We start from the raw sequence: 19,978 nt of genomic DNA, 5'->3' as shown, positions 1-19,978 counted from the left end.
AATATATAAAAATTCACTATTTATTCTTGATTTCTATTTAACTCTTTATAAGCTCTAAGAATTTCTCCTACTCCCCAAGCTTGAGTGTAGCATCCTCTACTTGTACAAGAAAATTTTCCATCAAATATTTCAGCAATTCCATTAATACATCCATCCTTTAAATGATCTCCAAATAAACTTATCATCTTTTTAGCCCTTTCTTTTGAATTATTACTATAATCATTTACTTTTAAATAAGCTGTAATAAATGGGCCAATAAGAAAACTCCATGTAGTTCCCATATGGTATGCCAAATCTCTATTAATTAGCTTTCCAATATACTTTTCTTTAAATTCCTCATCCATAAATGATAAAGATCTCAATCCATAAGTAGAATAAAGATGTTTATAAACTGTATTTACTATTAATTTTTCTTTATCTCTATCTAAAATTTGAAATGGTAATGATACTGCCCAAATTTGATTTGGACGTATTTTATCCTCTATTTCATCAATTACATCGTATAAACACCCTTTTTCATTATTCCAAAACTTTTCATTAAAAGACTTTTTAACTTTGTTAGCTAATTCTTTATAATGCAAGTCCTCTTTATTAAACTTTATTCTAAGCTCTTCCATTATACACAATGCATTATACCAAAGTGCATTTATTTCCACAGGCTTTCCATGTCTTGGTGTTACTACTATATCCCCTACTCTTATGATCTAACCCTGAACCTTCAAAAATTAAACCATCAATATCCATTCCTATAGAAAAAGATGTCTTTGTAGAGTATGCTTTAAATATTTCAACTAGTTTATCATATATTTTTATTTTAATAAAGCTATAATCTTATTTGCTTCCTGTATACTTTAAATACTTGTATACAGCTTGAAAATACCAAAGAGAGTCATCTACACTATTATAAAGAGGTTCTGTATTGTTATCAGGAAATAAATTAGGTACTAGTCCATTTTAAATATATTTTGAAAAAGACTCTAATATTTCTCTGGCATCATCATATCTTTTACTACATAAAACTAACCCTTTTTTATATTCTTCTTCTATTTCAAACCCAGTTTTATTTATTTCTTTTTCTATTGTACATATTAAATACATCCTTTTAGTTTCCATAGCTTTTATTTCTAAGTTAATCTCATAAGGAGTATAATGATTATCTAACCCTAAGAATCCAGTTCTATTTTCTACAGAGTAATAATTATTTTCTTCATATAAATAATTTGGTGTAGATAAGTTAGTAGGTATTGTATGAAAACACAAAAATTGGTTTTATGTAACACTTAATATATGATCTACATATATTTATACTAGCTATTAGCTTTAATGCTAATCCATATAAATTCATCTCCTTCATTAATTATAAAAAAGAATCAAAGCTATTAACTTTGATTCTTTTTCATATTATTCATTCAAATTTTAAATTAACTTTTTTAAATACAATTTCTTTAGATATAGATACTGTTTTAGGATCAATTTTAACTTTAAAAATATTTGGGCATCTTTCCTGTCTCCATAATCTCATAAACTTTGCTGTTGCCATAAAACTAGCATAATATTTTTCTTCAAATTCATCATAGAATTCTAAAAATTCTAATTGACTATACCTGTCTATAGATAAATAATCTTTATCTATATTATTAATTATTGGCACCAAATATCTTAAGGGAATTTCATAATTAAAGTTACCTTTAATAACTTTTCCTTCTAATAAAGCTCTTCTTAAAAATATAAATTTATTTAAATCCTTATCCTTTATATTAATTTTAAATATTGGATTATTACTTTTTCCTTTTTGTATTTTAATCCTAATCATTTGTTTCACCTTAAAATTTTATTCCCATTTATCCCAAATTTCTTTTCTATATCCCAAAGTAGCTGAACTTCCATTTCTCACAATAGGTGTTTTAAACAACTTAGGATTTTTAAGTAAAATCTCTTCTTTCATTTCACTACTTCTTATTTTATCTAAATTTAAGCTTTTAAATTCCTTTGATTTTTCATTAATAAGGTCACTTATAGGAATATTCTTTTTAATAGAATTTAATTCACCTTTGCTTAGTCCTTTTATATCTATATCTATAAATTGAAAGGTTATTTTTCTTTCTTTAAAATATCTCTCTGCCTTTTTAGTATCAAAACATTTTTTTCTTCCAAAGATTTGTATATTCATATTTTTCTCCTCAATAATAAAAACTGCTTATTTATTATAACATAAAAATAAATTTATAAAGATAATATATTTATTAAAATTAATCACTTTTTATAGTAATAAAAGTATATTAATAATTAAGATTACTATTTAGGAATGATGTTTTTGAATTTTATACTAACTACTTTAAAAATTATTATAATTGAATACATTATTTTATTTTCTCATGAAATAGTACATTATATAACATCATTAATACTAGGCTTTAAAGCTTCAAGTTTTTATTTATTCCCTTTAATATTATATAAAAAAGATTCAAAAGTTAAAATAAGAATATTAACATTTAAAGATAACTTCGTAACTAGTAAAATATACTTTAATTCAATAAAAATATCTTCTAAGCTCGAATATAATATTTTAATAGAAAAACTTAGAATTTTTTTCTGGGTTGGACCAATTTTTGATTTTATTGTTTTTATTACCTTATTTTCTATTGGAATTAATAAAATAGAATATTCTTATTTAGCTTTAATTTCATTAATTCATTTTTGTTTATCTACCCTTAATTTTTTCAATAGTGATGGTAAATATGCTATTGGAGCTAAAGAAGATAAAAGAATTGCTTTTGATGTTGTTAGAAATGTTACTATATGTGGAAATGGAATTGTTTCAAATGAAAGTCAAAGAATACTTACAGATATGCATATAAAAATAGCTGAAAATATAAATTTAGAACCCTTTGATGTAAATGATTTATGGAACTTTTTAAATAACATATCTTTTTACACAAACTCTCTTCTTAGTTATTTAAATAAAGATTTATTACTATTGCATCCATCGACCTTTGAATTTTTATCTAGTCTAGAAAATGATTATGATAATATTAAAAAATATGATTATAGACAAATTGAAAAGACATCTTTATCTTTATTATACTATTTTATATATAAAAAAATATTAGATAGGTCCTTTATTCCTAAAAGTTATGTTTTAGATAAAGTTTATAATGGGCTAAATTCTAATTATTATAAAAGGCTTCTTTCATTATATTTTAATAATGAAACAAGATATATAAAATATTTATCTGATAAAAATAATCTTCCATCTATTATTTCTTCATATGAAGGTTATAGTAAACTTCTAATAAATTTAATTAATTTATATAGTTATGAAATTTAAAAAGAAGTGTCTAATTTACATTAAGTTAGACACTTCCCATTAGAGTATTAAAGTTTATCTCTTAATTCTTTTACCCAATTTCTAGATCCATCTACTGAATTCCATGCAAACTCTGAGTTTTTAATATAATAAATTGCATCTTCCTCTGAACCTAGGCTCTTTAATTCAGGTTGAATTTTAGGAACTTTTTTTTGCTTTGTTATATAATCTACAACAAAAGGATTTGAAGCATTTGCAATTCTTAAAGCTCTTTCTGCTTCATTTAATTTACCTAATTTAAATAAGTAAAGTGCTTTTGAAAACTTAGTTGATGCTAAATAATCATCTTTATAAATAGATAAAACTTCTTCAATCTCTTCATCCAATCCTTCAGAAATTAGCCAAGAAAGTAAAGTTCCTCTTATTAATAGTCTATCTTCAGGACATAATCTTATTAATTCCTTAAATTCATCTATAGCCGCTCTTCTTTCATTAATACTCCATAATAAATTTCCGAGTCTATATTTTGCACTGTAATAGGGTTTTGTTATTTCTAAATCTAAATACTTTCCTATAAATTTATCTATGTTTTCTTCGCCGATAACTTCTTTAGATACTTCTACAGCTTTTTTAGCTAATCTCTTTTGTTCATCAACATTTAAGGAGTTATCGTAAGATAATATAATATAAGCTTCTGCACATTTTTCACTAATTTTTAATGCTTCATTAGCCAACTTTACCTTTTGCTTAAAGTTTTTTTGATTCCAAGCATCATTAGCAACCTTATTAGCTTCAATTAAATTTTCATCTTCTTCAATTGTAAGTTCAACTGAAGCTTCAATTTTTTCCTCTATTTTAACTTCCGCTTCAATATCAATAGCTACTTCATTCTCTGCTAAATTATTATCTTTATTATTTAAAGATAATAACCACTTATCATCTTCAATATTTATCATATTTCTTACTTCTTTAGATTTTGAAAGTCCTGTACTACTACTTACATTAAATAATTTATAAAAATCTGAAGCCTTAATATCAATAGTAGATTTATTTGTAAATAACCCATTTTTTAATCCTAATGCATGTACAATTCCGCATGCCCAAGAACTAGCTTTACCTTTACTTAAGTTAGAGTTTTCTAATTTAAATATTTCTTTACATAAGTTTTCTGCAAGAAACAAGTATTCTTCACCTAAATTATTTTTACAAACCTCTTCAATAATACTTATAATTTCTAAATATCTTTCGTTATTTACTGCAGTTGTTTTTTGCATTACTTATTTTCTCCTTTTTCTTTATGGTATCTAAACTTTTATAAACTATGTTTAAGCCGATGTTTTATATTATATGATATTTATATATTTTTTTCAAATATAACTGTAAATAATAATTTAGATATTTAAAATAAATTAGTTAATTTGTAAGAGTATTTTTATTATGATATAATTTACTTAACATAACATTATTATACTAATGATATTAAGTTTGGAGGAATCTTATATGAAAAAGAAATTACTTGCAATATTACTTTCGTTATCTATTCCATTCTCATTAATTTCTTGTAATACTAATAATATTACTAATGAAGAAAATAGTAATTCTACTATAAGTGATAATAGTACAACCTCTAAAGATGATGTAGAAAATAACGAGATTAATAAAGATACTGATCAAAGTAAAAAAGAAAATGTAAAAGTTTATTATTATAATGGTGTATCTGATGAAGTTGTCTACATAAATACTACTATTGAAGCTAAATCAGATAAAATAGCTGATTCTTTAATTGATGAATTGAAAACATCACCTAATAGTGACATTTCACCCGCTTTATCTAATGATATATTATTAAATTCATGTACTGTTGATACTGAAAAATCTTTAGTAACACTTGATTTTTCATCTAACTTTGTAGAAGCACAAAATTTAGGTGCAGGAGCTGAATCAAGTACGCTTACTGCTATATGTAATACATTTGGAAGCTATTTCAATGTAGATAATGTTATAATAAATTTAGATGGAAAACCTTATTCATCAGGACATATTATAATGTCTGAAGGAGAAGCTTTCAAAGTAGATTTGAATAATGCTATTGAATTAAAATAAATCTAATAATTTAATCCCCAATTTAAAATTGGGGATGTCCATTTATTTCTATTATTATCATAACATTATAAACTTCTTATAATCATTACATTTTTTAATATTCTATTCCTTTTATATAAAATAAATCATCAGAAATAACAGATACTCCTCTTACTTTACTATTCTTTTTGAGTTTTTCTTCTTTTAGAGGATTTATAGGATATGAATTGCCATTATACTTTAATACCCTTAACTCTTCTTTACCTCTATTTATTACCTTTACTATTAAATCTTTGTATCCATTACTGATATTCTCTGATACAATTATAGGATTTATAATATTTCTTATTCTTGATGTAATAATATAACTATTATTTTTCTCTTCTATCACTACTAAGGTTCCACCATTTTCTGTACAAAATTTAGGTCCTTCTAAATAAACTAATATTTGATATTTATTAGAATCTTTTAATTTAATTCTGTTATACAAGTATCTTAAATTATCACAATTAGGATTTAATAAAAACTCTTTTTCCAATGCTCGTTCAATTCTTAAATTCGCTTTATACTCTGATTCTATAAAATCTATATTTGAAAAATCTATTGTCTCATCTTTAGTTTTATTTTTTCTAATACTTTTATTCCCCCCATTACTACTTACAATAGATATAATAGTATCAACATCTTCAAAGCTCATATCATCGAACCTTAACACAGTTATTATCTCACCTAAAATATCATTAATATTTTCTCCTATTATTCTTTGCTTTATCAATAAATCAAACATTTCTTCATTTTTATTTCTAACTGAAGCTATATCATGCATTGATAAGACATCACCAATTAATATTTTTTTCAGATTTCCATTTTCATTATATTTTTCATCAATATACTTTTTTTCTTTATTTCTAATATCAATTCTATATTTTTCATTATTCTTATTATTGATTAAATTAACTATATATCCATTGCTATAGATAACTTTAAATTTATCTTTATTATATTCATTACTATCAAAAATTTTTATAAACTTCTCTCTATCTAAAGTATATAATAAAGCAGTTATACCTTCTTCATTTTTATTTTCCACAATAAATAATATATCATTAAGGCTATTAAAGTTATATTTTCCAATAATAATTCTAGGATTATATCCTTCTATATCTTTTAAATCAATGGTAAAATTTTCCCCGTTACTTCCATCAGAAATAATTATCTCCATGTCTTTATAATAAGTGTTCTTTCCTGAATCTTCTACATTAGCGACTAAATATACTATTTCTTTGTTTATACTTCCTTTTATGTTAGCAACCTTAGTTATTATTACTTTCTTTAAGGTTTTTTTATATTCATCTCTACCCCTTATTTATCAATTTAATATATATTATTATTTATTACTTTTTTTGTTATATAAAATAAAAAAATTCTAAATTATTAGGTTTCTCTATATTAAAATTTACCCTCTCCATCACAAATAGGGCATGAAAAGCTTCCATCTCCTCTGCAAGTTAAACACTTTTTATTAGCTCTATTTTCGATACCACAATCACACTTTATTCTACCTGTTCCATTACAACTTATACATTTGTTAACGTAATAATAATCATCTAACTCCATAATTTATCCTCCCTTATCTATTTATTAATTATCGACAAGGTCATTTTTTTTATTCAATTTAAGAGAATAGTTCTATTTGCTATTGTAATTTATGTATAAATAAATATTTAAATAATAAAAAACCATAATTTAAAAATTATGGTTTTTATAAAACTATACATTTATTTCACTTTTTATTTCTAATGCGTCCTTATTATCTTCAATAACAGGTTTTATATATGCCTCTATAAATTCTACTACTTGACTAGGTGCTCTACCAACGAACTTATTTGGATCTATAATTTTTATTATTTCTTCTTTACTTAACATAAAACTACTATCATTTATTATTCTATCTATAAGATCGTTATCTAAGCCTTCTCCTTTTACTCTTTGTGCTGCTGCCATAGAATGAACTCTAATCTTTTCATGTAGCTCTTGTCTATCTCCACCTCTTTTTACAGCTTCCATCATTATATTTTCTGTAGCCATAAAAGGTAACTCATTATTAACATGTGCACTTATTACTTTTTCATATACTACCATATTTTCAGCAATATTTATATATAAATTTAATACTCCATCTAAAGCTAAGAAAGCTTCTGCTACTGCAATTCTTTTATTAGCTGAATCATCTAATGTTCTTTCGAACCATTGAGTCGCTGCTGTTATTGCAGGATTTAAGGAATCTACTATTACATATCTTGCTAAGGCACTCATTCTTTCACTTCTCATAGGATTTCTCTTATAAGCCATTGCTGATGATCCTATTTGATTTTTTTCAAATGGTTCTTCAACTTCCTTCATACTTTGAAGTAATCTTAAGTCATTACTAAATTTATATGCACTTTGTGCAATTTCTGATAATCTATTTAAAACAATGGAATCTAATTTTCTTGGATAAGTTTGACCTGTTACACCATAACTACTTTTAAAGCCCATTTTCTCCGCAACTAATTTATCTAAAGCTTTTACTTTTTCTTCATCATTATTAAATAAAGTCATAAAGCTTGCTTGAGTTCCTGTTGTTCCTTTAACCCCTCTTAACTTTAAGGTGGATAATAGGAAATCTAAATTTTCTATATCTAATAATAAATCTTGCATCCAAAGAGTTGCTCTTTTACCAACAGTAGTTAACTGTGCTGGTTGAAAATGAGTAAAGCCTAAAGTAGGCATATCCTTATATTTTATAGCAAAATTTGATAAATGATTTAAAACTGTTACTATCTTTTTCTTAATCAATAATAAAGCATTTCTCATTATTATTATATCTGTATTATCACCTACATAACAACTTGTAGCACCTAAATGGATTATTCCTTTTGCGCTAGGACATTGTAATCCATAGGCATATACATGGCTCATAACATCATGTCTAACTTCTTTCTCTCTTTTAGTAGCTTCATCATAATTTATATTATATATATTAGCTTTAAGTTCATTTATTTGATCTTCACTTATATTTAAACCTAATTCTTTTTCTGCTTCTGCTAAAGCAACCCAAAGCTTTCTCCACGTTGAAAATTTCATATTATCTGAAAATATGTAGCTCATTTCCTTTGATGCATATCTTGAGTTTAATGGTGAATTATATAAATCTCTCATCCTTTAAAAACCTCCGAATAAATATTATTTTTTTTATATTTTCATTCGTATTATAGCATAAATTTTTATTTTTTTCAGCTTTTTTAAATTATTTTAAGTTATATTTTTTATCTTTTTCTAATATAATATATTGTACTAATTTATAAAAAGGGGGAGAAATATTGTATAAAATAACTTTAGTGGATAAAATATCTTTTTTATTAGTTTTAGCTGGAGCAATAAACTGGGGACTTATAGGATTATTTAGTATAAACATTATCACTATATTAGTAGGAGGTTCTGTATTATTCCAAAGACTATTATATATCCTTATTTTCATTGCTGCTATAGATTTAATAGTTCTTATTTTTAAATGCAATCCTTTTAATTTGACTACATAAAAAAGCACTTCTATATAATTTTGCTTATCTAGTCATACTGGCTCCAAGTCATTGCAAAATTAATAGAAGTACTTCAAATCTAAAGGTATAAAATTATAAAAGATTATTCACAGGGTAACATTTTATAATTGCCCAAATAGTAAAAAAGTGCCTTATGGCACTTTTCTTATTAGTCTTCTAAGTTAGCTATTAAGTTAGCTATTTCTTCTACTGCTAAAGCTTCGTCATCTCCGCTTGCTAAAACAGTTATAGCTGCTCCTTTAGTTACTCCTAAAGAAAGAACTCCTATTAAACTCTTAACATTTGCTTTCTTTCCGTTAAATTCTATGCTTACATCTGACTTGAAAGATGAAGCTTTTTTAACTAATAAAGTTGCTGGTCTAGCATGTAAACCAGTTCCGTTGTTTACTACAACTTCTTTAGATACCATTTATATACACCTCTTTACTTTGATTTTAAAATAGTTTCCTATTTAACTATTTCATTATATATGGAATTCAAAAAAATTTCAAGGCTTATAAAAATCTAATTTTAGTAATAATATAAAAGGGCTACATAAAATGTAGTCCTTTTCTATTTCCCCTAAATAAATTTCCTCCCTAATATATTATTCTTAACATTATCTTGGTTGAACGATTAGCTTTATTGCAGTTCTTTCTTCACCATCTATTTCGATGTCAGTGAATGCTGGAACACAAACAATATCTTTTCCGCTAGGGGCAACGAAGCCTCTTGCTATAGCAATTGCTTTTACTGCTTGATTTATAGCACCTGCTCCTACTGCTTGGATTTCTACTATATTTTTTTCTTTAATAATGGCAGCTAATGCACCTGCCACAGAATTTGGATTTGATTTTGTTGAAACCTTTAATACTTCCACTTTATTTTACCTCCTAGATAAAAATCGTTTACAAATTTATTCAAGAATTTACTCTTGCTATATATATATTCTATATAATTTTAAAAAATCCTTTTTATTTATTTAATATTTTTAATAATTAATATTTTTAAAATATTAATTATTAAAAATAAAGTACATCTTGCTTAAAGCAAAATGTACTTTATATTATTTAGCGTAATCTACCGCTCTTGTTTCTCTTATAACATTAATTTTAATCTGACCTGGATATTCTAATTGTTCTTCTATATTCTTAGCTAAATTTCTAGCTAAATCTACAGAGCCAGCGTCATCTAACTGATCTGGTTTAACCATAATTCTAATCTCTCTACCAGCCTGAATCGCATATGACTTTTCTACACCTTCATAAGAATTTGCAATTTCTTCAAGTTTTTCCAATCTCTTAATATATGCTTCTAAAGTTTCTCTTCTAGCACCTGGTCTAGCTGCTGATATTGCATCAGCTGCTTGAACTAACACTGCTTCAAGTGTTAACATTTCAACATCTCCATGGTGAGCTGCTATTGCATTTGCTACCACTTGTGATTCTCCATATTTCTTTGCTAAATCTCCACCTATAACAGCATGGCGACCTTCATCCTCTTGTGTTGCTACCTTACCTATATCATGTAATAATCCTGCTCTCTTAGCTAAGCTTACATCTAAGCCTAACTCTGCAGCCATAATACCAGCTAAATATGAAACTTCAATTGAATGCTTTAACACATTTTGTCCATAACTAGTTCTATACTTTAGTCTGCCAAGTAATTTTATAATTTCTGGATGAACCCCATGAACTCCAGTTTCTAGAGTTGCTTGTTCTCCTTCTTCCTTAATGTCGTTTTCAACATCTTTAGTAGCTCTTTCTACCATTTCCTCGATTCTAGCTGGATGAATTCTACCATCCACAATTAACTTTTCTAATGTTATTTTAGCAATTTCTCTCCTTACAGGATCAAAACTTGATAATATAACAGCTTCTGGAGTATCATCTATAATTAAATCTACTCCTGTTAATGTTTCAAGAGTTCTGATATTTCTACCTTCTCTACCTATAATTCTACCCTTCATTTCATCATTTGGAAGGGCAACAACATGTACTGTTGATTCTGATACATGATCTGCTGCACATCTTTGAATTGCAGTAGTTATAATTTCTCTAGCTTTTTTATCTGCTTCTTCTTTCGCTTTAGATTCTATATCTTTGATCATTATAGCAGTTTCATGAGTTATTTCTCTTCTTACTTCCTCTAAAAGAATATCTCTAGCTTCATCAGTAGATAAAGCCGCAACTCTTTCAAGTTCCTCTCTTCTTTTAGTATGAAGTTCCTGTACATTTGCTTCCATTTCATCGATTTCTTGTAATCTTTTATTTAGAGCTTCCTCTTTCTTTTCTAAAAGATCTGCTTTTTTATCCAAAGATTCTTCTCTTTGAATTATTCTTCGTTCAAGTCTTTGAATTTCATTTCTTCTCTCTCTTGAATCTTTTTCTAAATCATTTCTAAGTCTATGAACTTCTTCTTTTGCTTCTAAAATTGACTCTTTTTTAGTTGCTTCTGCCTCTCTTTTAGCATTATCTAAAAGGGTTTCAGCTTCTCTTTCTAAGCCCTCTATTTTCTTTTTAGAAGCACTTTGTATAGCTTTATAAAGTACTAAGCCTGATACAGCTAATACTACAAAATAAATTATTATACCAAGAATATTATCCATAACAACACCTCCTCCATTCATATAAATTATTATATTTAACTGAAAATGTAGAGGTATCATACTTAATCTAACTGATATACGAAATATGATAAAACCAGTATTTGTTATTATTTTATATTAAAATTAAAATTATGTCAAGTTACATACATAATACAAAAGCATAGTTAGCCATAAATATTTTAATAATATAACTTATTTTAAGTTTATTTTTAAAATAAACTTAAAAATCGATAGTATAATAAAATTATACTATCGATTGTATTATTATCATATTTATCTAATTATATTCATAAAAAGCAATATTTATTACTCCTTATTGTTATCCTTATTGTTATCCTTATTTTTAGTAACTGCGACTTCTTCCATTACTGGTAATTCATATTTGCTTCTTATCTTATTCTCTATTTCTAAAGCAATTTCAGGATTATCTTTTAAGTATTGTTTTGCATTTTCTCTTCCTTGTCCTAATCTAATATCACCATATGAGAACCATGCACCACTCTTTTGAACTATTCCCTCTTTAACACCTACATCAACTATATTACCAGTTCTTGATATACCTTCATTATACATAATATCAAATTCTGCTTGTTTAAATGGAGGAGCTACCTTGTTTTTCATTACCTTAACTCTCGTTCTGTTACCTACTATGCTTTCACCTTGCTTAATTGAATCAATTCTTCTAACGTCAAGTCTTACAGAAGCATAGAATTTCAGTGCTCTACCACCTGTTGTTGTTTCTGGGTTTCCGAACATAACTCCAACTTTTTCTCTTAATTGGTTAATAAATATAGCCACACATCCTGTTTTTTGAATAGTTCCTGTTAACTTTCTTAATGCTTGAGACATAAGTCTTGCTTGTAGACCAACGTGAGAATCTCCCATTTCACCATCAATTTCAGCTCTTGGAACTAATGCTGCTACTGAGTCAACTACTATAACATCTATAGCTCCTGAACGAACTAAAGCTTCTGCAATTTCAAGACCTTGTTCACCTGTATCCGGCTGTGAAACTATAAGATTTTCTGTATCAACACCTAGATTTCTAGCATAACTTGGATCAAGAGCATGTTCAGCATCTATAAATGCAACTGCTCCACCTCTTTTTTGTGCTTCTGCAGCAATGTGTAATGCAACTGTTGTCTTACCCGAACTTTCAGGTCCATATATTTCTATTATTCTTCCTTTTGGGACTCCCCCTACACCTAAAGCTATATCCAAATCAAGACAACCAGTTGAAATAGCTTCTATATTTAATGAGCTATTTTCTCCTAATTTCATAACTGCTCCTTTACCAAATTGTTTTTCAATTTGACTCATTGCATTTTCAATAGCTTTTAGTTTATCCATATCTATATTTCCCATATAGCACCTTCCTCTCTAATAGAACGTTTGTTCTGTATTTAAATTATAAAGCATATATTAACTATAGTCAATATATTTAATAATGATATTTATTATTTTCAGAATAAAAGTTCCAACTCCAAGAGAAGGAACTCTTTATTTTAATTGTATCCATTTTTTGTAATTATAAACTATTTATTTGGATTAATTATCTTAATATTTTTTTTGAAATAATCATAACCTGATAATATAGTCATAACTACTGCTAATAATAACATAACTCTTGGTCCATAAATAATAATATTTTTAATAACCGTACTACTTTCAACTAAAGAAATTAAATACTTAGATGATCCTATGTTCACTTGAAGCAATAATGCTATAATTGCAATAATTTGAGTTACTGTCTTAACTTTTCCCCACATACTTGCCGCGATAACTTTACCTTCAGAAGCTGCTATAGTTCTAAGACCTGATACCGCAAACTCTCTAGATAGAATTATTACAGTAGCCCAAGCTGGAACAACTTGAAGTTCTACTAACGATATTAGAGCTGCTGTAACTAAAAGCTTATCTGCAAGTGGATCCATAAACTTACCAAAAGTCGTTACTTGATTTCTACTTCTTGCTATATAACCATCTAATTGATCTGTCAATGAAGCAATAATAAATATAAAAGTAGCTATAAAAGTTCCATACGGTATATTTCCTACTGCTATAAAAATTAAAAATAACGGCACTAAAAATATTCTTAACATTGTTAGCTTATTTGCTAAATTCATCATATACCTCTCCTACTAGATCATATTCTAAAGCTTCCTTAATTTTGACCTTTATGATATCACCTTTTTTAATATTTTCAGTACTATCAACTAATATTGTTCCATCAATTTCAGGCGCCATTTCTGAACTTCTTCCAATGAAAAATTTACCTTTTCTTCCTTCTATAATAGTATCATAAATTTTTGAAATTTTCAATTTGTTTAAGTCTTCAACAACCTTTTTTTGAATTATCATAAGATTATTTTGTCTATTAGTTTTTATATCTTCATCTATTTGGTCTTCCATATTAGCAGCCGGAGTACCTTCTTCTTTTGAATATTTAAATACTCCTACATTATCTAGTTTATATTCTTCTAAAAATCCACATAACTCTTTAAAATCATCTTCAGTTTCTCCTGGGAAACCTACTATTAATGAAGTTCTTAGAGTAATTCCAGGAACTCTGTCTCTAAGTTTATCAATTATACTTACTATAGTTTCTTTATTTGTTCTTCTTGCCATTTTTCTTAAAATATTATTGCTTATATGTTGTATTGGTAAATCTAAATATTTAACAACTTTATCATTTGTAGCTATTTCTTCTATTAATTCATCTGTTATTTCTTCTGGATAACAATAAAGTAGTCTAATCCATTCTATACCTTCTACACTTGATATTTCCCTAATTAATTCATGTAGCTTATTTTCTTTATATATGTCCATTCCATAATAGGTTAAATCTTGTGCTATTAAAATAACTTCTTTTACTCCATTCTTAGAAAGTAATTTAACTTCATCCAATATAGCTTCTTTTTCTCTACTTCTAAACTTACCTCTAATCTTAGGAATTATACAATAAGTACAATAATTATCACAACCTTCTGCAATTCTAACATAAGCTGTATGTTTATCTGTAGTTAATAATCTTATTCCTTCATTAATATTTTCATCACTATAATTTGCTGCAAATAATTTTCTTTCACCTTTTATGAAATCTAATATTAACTTATGGATTTTCATATAATCATTAACTCCCATAAGTATATCTATTTCAGGCATTAATTCTAAAAGCTCTTCACCATATCTTTGAGTAAGACATCCAGTTGCTATAAGCATTTTACACTTATATTTTTCTTTATATTCTGCCATTTCTAAAATAGTATCTATAGATTCTTGTTTTGCACTTTCTATAAACCCACATGTATTTACTATTATAATTTCAGCTTCCTTAGGATCATTAGTTATTTCGTAAAATTTATTTATAGTTCCTAAAATAAGCTCAGAATCAACTCTATTTTTATCACAGCCTAAGCTTACCATACCAACTTTATATTTTTCCAAAGTTATTTCCTCCTATGTATTAGATATTTACTCCTTTAGTCTAAATCTTATTTTAATGTAGAAAAATAAGATTTACAAGTTTTTTTAATCTTCAAATTTCATTTCTTCTTTTGATACTAAAACCTGTCTTGGCCTACTTCCATCTTTTTCAGAAATTATTCCTCTATCCTCAAGTTCATCCATTATTCTTGAAGCTCTATTAAAACCAATCCTAAGCTTTCTTTGTAAAAATGATGTTGATGCTTGATTATATTCTACTACAACCTTTATTGCCTCATTAATTAATTCATCTCCATCATTTTCATCTGAGGTTTTTCCAGTATCTTTACTTTCATTTTCAATATGCTCAATAATTGATTCTTCATAATCTATTGTAGCTTCTTCATCTTTAATGAAGTTCACAACATTTTCTACCTCTTCTTCTGATATAAATGCTCCTTGAACTCTAATAGGCTTATTTTCTCCAATTGGGCAATAAAGCATATCTCCTCTACCTAATAACTTTTCTGCTCCTGTTTGATCTAATATGGTTCTAGAATCTATTCCTGAAGAAACTGCAAATGAAATTCTAGATGGTATATTTGCTTTAATAACTCCAGTTATTACATCTACAGAAGGTCTTTGTGTTGCAATTATTAAATGCATACCAGCAGCTCTTGCCATTTGTGCCAATCTACATATATAATCTTCTACATCATTTGGACATGCCATCATTAAATCTGCAAGCTCATCTACAATAATTACTGTATAAGGCAATTTCTCTTTTATTAGCCCCTTATCAAATAATGCATTATAACTTTCTATATTCCTCACTGAAGCATCAGCAAAAAGTTTATATCTTTTATTCATTTCATTAACTGCCCAATTTAATGCAGCTGCTGCCTTTTTAGGATCTGTTACAACAGGTATTAAAAGATGAGGTATTCCATTATATACACTAAGTTCAACTACTTTTGGGTCAACCATTAATAATCTAACTTCCTTAGGACTATATTTATACAATAAACTTACTATAAGAGTATTTATACAAACAGATTTTCCTGATCCTGTTGCCCCTGCAATTAACATGTGTGGCATTGTCGCTAAATCTCCTACAACACACTTACCTGCAATATCTTTTCCTAATGCAAAAGCTAATTTTTTATTTGTTATTTTAAATTCCTTTGAGTCTAATACTTCTCTTAAAAACACAGATGTTTGCTTACTATTTGGAACCTCAATTCCTATAGCAGCCTTTCCTGGAATAGGAGCTTCCATTCTAACTCCACTTGCTGCAAGTCCTAAAGCTATATCATCTTGCAGATTAACTATTTTAGAAACCTTTACTCCTGGACTTGGTTGAATTTCAAATCTGGTAACAGATGGTCCTTTAGTTACTTGTATTACCTTAGCGTCTACACCAAAATCATTTAAAATTCCTTCAAGTTTTCCCGCATTTTCTATAAGTTCTTTTTTATCCTCGCTTTTTAGTTTCATTTTACTATTAATGTTTAAAAGCTCCACTGAGGGATGAACATAAACCTTTTCTTCTTTTTTATCATCAGTTAAACTTTCTTCTATTTCTTTGCTTACTACATCTTTAACTGAACTATCTAATTTTTCTTTTTTTCTATGTTTTTCTTCAAAGATAGGTTGATTATTTCCTTCCTGTTTTTCTTCATCAAAAACTTCTATATTGAATGGGTTATTTTCTTTCATCTTACTTTCATCTACAGAAGCTTCTAGCATGCTATCCTCTAATGAAGAGTTCTTCATAAAATCTAATATTTTTATTTTATTATTTATTCCATTTATAAAATCTTCTCTTTCATTTTCTTCAACTTTTGGTATAACTTCTACTAAAGATGCCTTTTCTTTCTTTTTCTCATCTTTAGAGCTCTTAACTTCTACTTTAGTATTTTTATTATTAAATTTCCCTTTAAACATAACTACTATATCATGCAATGTAATATCACATATAATAATAATACCTATTGATATTAAAGCTAAATATAAAATATAAGATCCTATAAATCCAATAAGCTTACTTAAAGGATAGGTTATTAAGTGCCCTAAAAGACCTCCATGAATCCCTCCGAATTTGACCATTTCACGCCAAGTTTCTGAAAACCCTTCCTTAACATCTAAGACATTTAAACTTCCAGTTGAACATCCTAGCGTAATTGAAATAATAATCATTGTTAATCCGAATACTCTTCTTGTTATTTTTATATTTCCTTTTGAAGCGATAATATAATACCCAAAATATATTAAGTATAAAGGAAGTATAAAGGCACTAATCCCTATCATCTTATATATAATATCTCTTGAGATAGTAGATAAAACACCTGCCCAAGTTGTATAAATAGCTACAGATAAAATAATACCTACAGCTATATAAATAATCCCCTTAATATCACCATTTTCATTTTTACTATTTTTCTTGCTAGTGTCTTTTTTATTTGCATTTCCTTTTCTCTTATTCTTAGACACAGAATCACCTCGCTATTTTCCCATTTATTGTAAGTTAATTCTTTACATAATAATATTATAAACTTTAATAAAAAAAAAGCAATTTAAATAAAAATTCAATCATTTAAATCACTTAACTAAAAATATTTTTAATTATTATATCTAATCATTACTCATTTTTTATTCTCTCTCTTTTATAAGACTTTTTAATTTACATAAAGCATCCTTTATGCCTCCCTCTTCATCTATAAGTCCGCAATCAACTGCTTGTTTTCCTATTAATATAGTTCCCATATCATTTAGAAGTTCATCTGATTTTAGCATCATTTCCTTTAAATCTTCCTTATCAATTTTAGAAGTTCTTACTATAAAATTATCTATTCTCTCTTGCATCTTTTGAAAATAATTAAAGGTTTGAGCTACTCCTATTACAAAGCCATTCATTCTGATTGGATGAACTATCATAGTTGCAGATGGTGTTATAAATGAATAGCTAGAAGAAGTTGCAAGAGGTACTCCAATTGAATGCCCCCCACCAATAACTATAGAAACACTTGGTTTTGATAGGGAGTTAATCATTTCAGATATAGCTAATCCCGCTTCAACATCTCCTCCAACTGTATTTAAAATTATTAATACACCTTTTACTTTATCATTTCTTTCCATAGATATGAGCTGCGGAATAACATGTTCATACTTTGTAGATTTGCTCTGAGCTGGTAACACTTGATGGCCTTCTATTTGACCAATTATAGGTAAAATTTGAATACTTTCATCTTGGGATACCCCATTTGAAGATCCAAATTCTATTATTTCTTCTCTTTTTTCTTTAGATTCACTTAATTTTTCATCTTCTTTTTCTATATTTTTATTTTCACTTATTAATGGGTTAAATATTTCTTGCATAATAAAATCCTCCTATACAGTATTATTTTGTACAAGAGGATTTATTTTATTCACCTAAGTGAAAAGCCTTATGAAGTAAATTAAGTGCATCATCTACATACTCTGATTTAATTAAACACCAAATAGTCATATTTGAATCTGCAGTTTGAAGAATTTCAATAGAGTTTTCAACTAAAGTATTCATTATCTTAGCCATTATTCCAGGAACTCCTCGCATCCCAAATCCAACTAATGCTATTGTACTACAACCTTCTGTAAGATTGTAATTTATATTTATATTATTTAAAACTTCTTCCACACTTTCTTTTTTTATTGAATCAATAGTAAATATCTGTTCAGTGGGAAATATATTTATCAGATCTAAGCTTATATTATTTTTTGCTAAAACCTCTAATAAATATCTATAATTTTCATTTTCTTTGTTGTCTTTTAGTTTTATAGTTACTTGGATTCTATTATTTAAATGAGTTATTCCAGAAACTACCTTTCGATTATTTTTATCTCCATAGTTGTTTATTAAAGTACCTCTACAATTACTCATTGTATTTTTAATTAATATTGGAATATTAGCATTTTTTGCACACTCAACAGCTCTAGGATGTATTACCTTAGCTCCTTGATCTGCAAGTTGAAAAATCTCATTATAACTAATAGAATTTATTAAGGTTGCTTCTTTAACTATTCTAGGATCTGCTGTCATTATTCCATCTACATCTGTATATATTTCTATTTCTTCCGCATTTAAAGAATCACCTAATATACAAGCAGATGTATCACTTCCTCCTCTTCCAAGAGTGGTTAAATATCCATCTTTAGTAACCCCTTGAAATCCAGTAACTACTGGTACTTTTCCTAATTCTATTATTTTCATAATATTTTCAGTATTTGTATAAACTAATTCAGCTTCTGAAAAATTTTCATTTGTCACGATACCTGCCTGACCACCAGTAAGTGGAACCGCTTGTATACCTTCATTTATTAAAATATTACTCATTACAACTGAGCTAATTATTTCTCCACAGCACATAAGCATATCTAAAGCTTGTAGGTTATTTCTCTTAAATTTATTATCTACTAAAGTTAATAAAGTGTCTGTAGCATAAGGTTCTCCTTTTCTTCCCATAGCAGATACAACTACTACAGGAGAAAATCCTCTACTTATTGCATCCTTTACCTTTGATACTACTTGGCTTCTTCTTTCCTCAGTAGAAACTGAAGTTCCACCAAACTTTTGTATAATTATTTTCAAGCAATAACCTCCCTAAGTTTATGCTCTTGCCCTTTTTATCTTTTCTTTATCAGCTGAAACTACAATTACATTAGTTCCAATTTTAGTAATATAGTTCCATGGAATTTCTACATATTCCCTTCCTCCAAAAAAGCCCAATTTGCTTCCAGCAACAGCAGCAACTATAAATTGTAAATTTCCATTTTCATCAATAATAAAATCTAAAGCTTGTTGAGTATCATATTTTTCTGCTTCTTCAGTGTTAAAAATTTCATACCTCTCTAAATCACTTAAAAGCCTATATCTAGATTCCCTCTTTGAATCTTCTTCATAATAACCGTCACTTTTCCTATCATTTCTTAACATAA

General features: G+C 27.1%; 21 protein-coding genes and 1 pseudogene. 3 read left to right on the top strand and 19 right to left on the bottom strand.

Annotation, left to right across the window (positions count from 1 at the left end; all coding sequences use genetic code 11):
- Positions 1-20 precede the first annotated feature (20 nt).
- The 5 genes and pseudogenes from ACQPVP_RS10260 to ACQPVP_RS10240 all read right to left on the bottom strand — a co-directional run bounded on the left by ACQPVP_RS10260 (position 21) and on the right by ACQPVP_RS10240 (position 2,170).
- On the bottom strand, positions 21-656 hold the full coding sequence (locus tag ACQPVP_RS10260; RefSeq protein ID WP_430849670.1) for an amylo-alpha-1,6-glucosidase: 636 nt from the start codon (positions 654-656) through the stop codon (positions 21-23).
- Between the two features lie 175 nt (positions 657-831).
- Positions 832-900: pseudogene (locus tag ACQPVP_RS10255) on the bottom strand (hypothetical protein); the annotation flags it as partial.
- A 54-nt stretch (positions 901-954) separates the two neighbouring features.
- Complete coding sequence (locus ACQPVP_RS10250) at positions 955-1,260, bottom strand: hypothetical protein (protein WP_430849668.1); 306 nt, start codon at positions 1,258-1,260, stop codon at positions 955-957.
- A 145-nt stretch (positions 1,261-1,405) separates the two neighbouring features.
- Positions 1,406-1,813, bottom strand: a complete 408-nt coding sequence (locus ACQPVP_RS10245) for a hypothetical protein (RefSeq protein ID WP_430849666.1) — start codon at positions 1,811-1,813, stop codon at positions 1,406-1,408.
- An 18-nt stretch (positions 1,814-1,831) separates the two neighbouring features.
- A complete protein-coding gene (locus ACQPVP_RS10240) occupies positions 1,832-2,170 on the bottom strand; it encodes an arsenate reductase family protein (protein ID WP_430849664.1) in 339 nt (112 codons plus the stop codon).
- A gap of 144 nt (positions 2,171-2,314) precedes the next feature.
- Between ACQPVP_RS10240 and ACQPVP_RS10235 the strand changes: the two genes are divergently transcribed.
- Complete coding sequence (locus tag ACQPVP_RS10235; protein WP_430849662.1) at positions 2,315-3,328, top strand: hypothetical protein; 1,014 nt, start codon at positions 2,315-2,317, stop codon at positions 3,326-3,328.
- A gap of 47 nt (positions 3,329-3,375) precedes the next feature.
- On the opposite strand, the gene ACQPVP_RS10230 is transcribed toward ACQPVP_RS10235, so the two are convergent.
- On the bottom strand, positions 3,376-4,581 hold the full coding sequence (locus ACQPVP_RS10230) for a DUF6398 domain-containing protein (protein WP_430849660.1): 1,206 nt from the start codon (positions 4,579-4,581) through the stop codon (positions 3,376-3,378).
- Between the two features lie 226 nt (positions 4,582-4,807).
- Between ACQPVP_RS10230 and ACQPVP_RS10225 the strand changes: the two genes are divergently transcribed.
- Positions 4,808-5,410, top strand: coding sequence for a GerMN domain-containing protein (locus ACQPVP_RS10225; RefSeq protein ID WP_430849658.1), 603 nt, complete (start codon positions 4,808-4,810; stop codon positions 5,408-5,410).
- A gap of 94 nt (positions 5,411-5,504) precedes the next feature.
- On the opposite strand, the gene ACQPVP_RS10220 is transcribed toward ACQPVP_RS10225, so the two are convergent.
- The 3 genes from ACQPVP_RS10220 to purB form a co-directional block, all read right to left on the bottom strand.
- A complete protein-coding gene (locus tag ACQPVP_RS10220) occupies positions 5,505-6,611 on the bottom strand; it encodes a hypothetical protein (RefSeq protein ID WP_430849656.1) in 1,107 nt (368 codons plus the stop codon).
- A 227-nt stretch (positions 6,612-6,838) separates the two neighbouring features.
- On the bottom strand, positions 6,839-7,006 hold the full coding sequence (locus ACQPVP_RS10215) for a hypothetical protein (RefSeq protein WP_430849654.1): 168 nt from the start codon (positions 7,004-7,006) through the stop codon (positions 6,839-6,841).
- 153 nt (positions 7,007-7,159) lie between these two features.
- Positions 7,160-8,590: an adenylosuccinate lyase gene (gene purB, locus ACQPVP_RS10210; protein WP_430849652.1), complete on the bottom strand. Its 1,431-nt coding sequence runs from the start codon at positions 8,588-8,590 to the stop codon at positions 7,160-7,162.
- A 161-nt stretch (positions 8,591-8,751) separates the two neighbouring features.
- Here purB and ACQPVP_RS10205 point away from each other — a divergent pair, with 161 nt between their 5' ends.
- Positions 8,752-8,970 (top strand): DUF378 domain-containing protein, encoded by a 219-nt coding sequence (locus ACQPVP_RS10205; protein WP_430849650.1) that lies wholly within the window; start codon positions 8,752-8,754, stop codon positions 8,968-8,970.
- A 169-nt stretch (positions 8,971-9,139) separates the two neighbouring features.
- Here ACQPVP_RS10205 and ACQPVP_RS10200 read toward each other — a convergent pair whose 3' ends face one another.
- From ACQPVP_RS10200 to ACQPVP_RS10155, 10 genes are all read right to left on the bottom strand, one after another.
- Positions 9,140-9,400, bottom strand: a complete 261-nt coding sequence (locus ACQPVP_RS10200; protein ID WP_136004919.1) for an HPr family phosphocarrier protein — start codon at positions 9,398-9,400, stop codon at positions 9,140-9,142.
- Positions 9,401-9,589: 189 nt separating this feature from the next.
- Positions 9,590-9,850 carry a stage V sporulation protein S gene (locus tag ACQPVP_RS10195; RefSeq protein ID WP_016206312.1) on the bottom strand — a complete coding sequence of 87 codons (261 nt, stop codon included), beginning with the start codon at positions 9,848-9,850 and terminating at the stop codon, positions 9,590-9,592.
- A 186-nt stretch (positions 9,851-10,036) separates the two neighbouring features.
- A complete protein-coding gene (gene rny / locus ACQPVP_RS10190; RefSeq protein WP_430849648.1) occupies positions 10,037-11,578 on the bottom strand; it encodes a ribonuclease Y in 1,542 nt (513 codons plus the stop codon).
- Positions 11,579-11,884: 306 nt separating this feature from the next.
- A complete protein-coding gene (recA, locus tag ACQPVP_RS10185) occupies positions 11,885-12,943 on the bottom strand; it encodes a recombinase RecA (RefSeq protein ID WP_430849646.1) in 1,059 nt (352 codons plus the stop codon).
- Positions 12,944-13,113: 170 nt separating this feature from the next.
- Complete coding sequence (pgsA, locus tag ACQPVP_RS10180) at positions 13,114-13,704, bottom strand: CDP-diacylglycerol--glycerol-3-phosphate 3-phosphatidyltransferase (protein ID WP_430849692.1); 591 nt, start codon at positions 13,702-13,704, stop codon at positions 13,114-13,116.
- Positions 13,688-15,025 (bottom strand): 30S ribosomal protein S12 methylthiotransferase RimO, encoded by a 1,338-nt coding sequence (gene rimO, locus ACQPVP_RS10175; RefSeq protein ID WP_430849644.1) that lies wholly within the window; start codon positions 15,023-15,025, stop codon positions 13,688-13,690. Before rimO ends, pgsA begins: the two co-directional genes overlap by 17 nt.
- Positions 15,026-15,109: 84 nt before the next feature.
- A complete protein-coding gene (locus ACQPVP_RS10170) occupies positions 15,110-17,497 on the bottom strand; it encodes a DNA translocase FtsK 4TM domain-containing protein (protein ID WP_430849642.1) in 2,388 nt (795 codons plus the stop codon).
- 159 nt (positions 17,498-17,656) lie between these two features.
- Positions 17,657-18,382 carry a ClpP family protease gene (locus ACQPVP_RS10165; protein WP_430849640.1) on the bottom strand — a complete coding sequence of 242 codons (726 nt, stop codon included), beginning with the start codon at positions 18,380-18,382 and terminating at the stop codon, positions 17,657-17,659.
- Positions 18,383-18,428: 46 nt separating this feature from the next.
- Positions 18,429-19,631 carry an aspartate kinase gene (gene dapG, locus ACQPVP_RS10160; protein WP_430849638.1) on the bottom strand — a complete coding sequence of 401 codons (1,203 nt, stop codon included), beginning with the start codon at positions 19,629-19,631 and terminating at the stop codon, positions 18,429-18,431.
- A gap of 18 nt (positions 19,632-19,649) precedes the next feature.
- Positions 19,650-19,976: a YlmC/YmxH family sporulation protein gene (locus ACQPVP_RS10155; RefSeq protein ID WP_430849636.1), complete on the bottom strand. Its 327-nt coding sequence runs from the start codon at positions 19,974-19,976 to the stop codon at positions 19,650-19,652.
- Positions 19,977-19,978: the final 2 nt, after the last annotated feature.

This window comes from Clostridium nigeriense (assembly GCF_050585265.1).
GTDB classification, from domain to species: domain Bacteria; phylum Bacillota; class Clostridia; order Clostridiales; family Clostridiaceae; genus Clostridium; species Clostridium nigeriense_B.
Note: the sequence above shows the minus strand (reverse complement) of the source record. Positions and strands in the feature narration are given on the sequence as shown.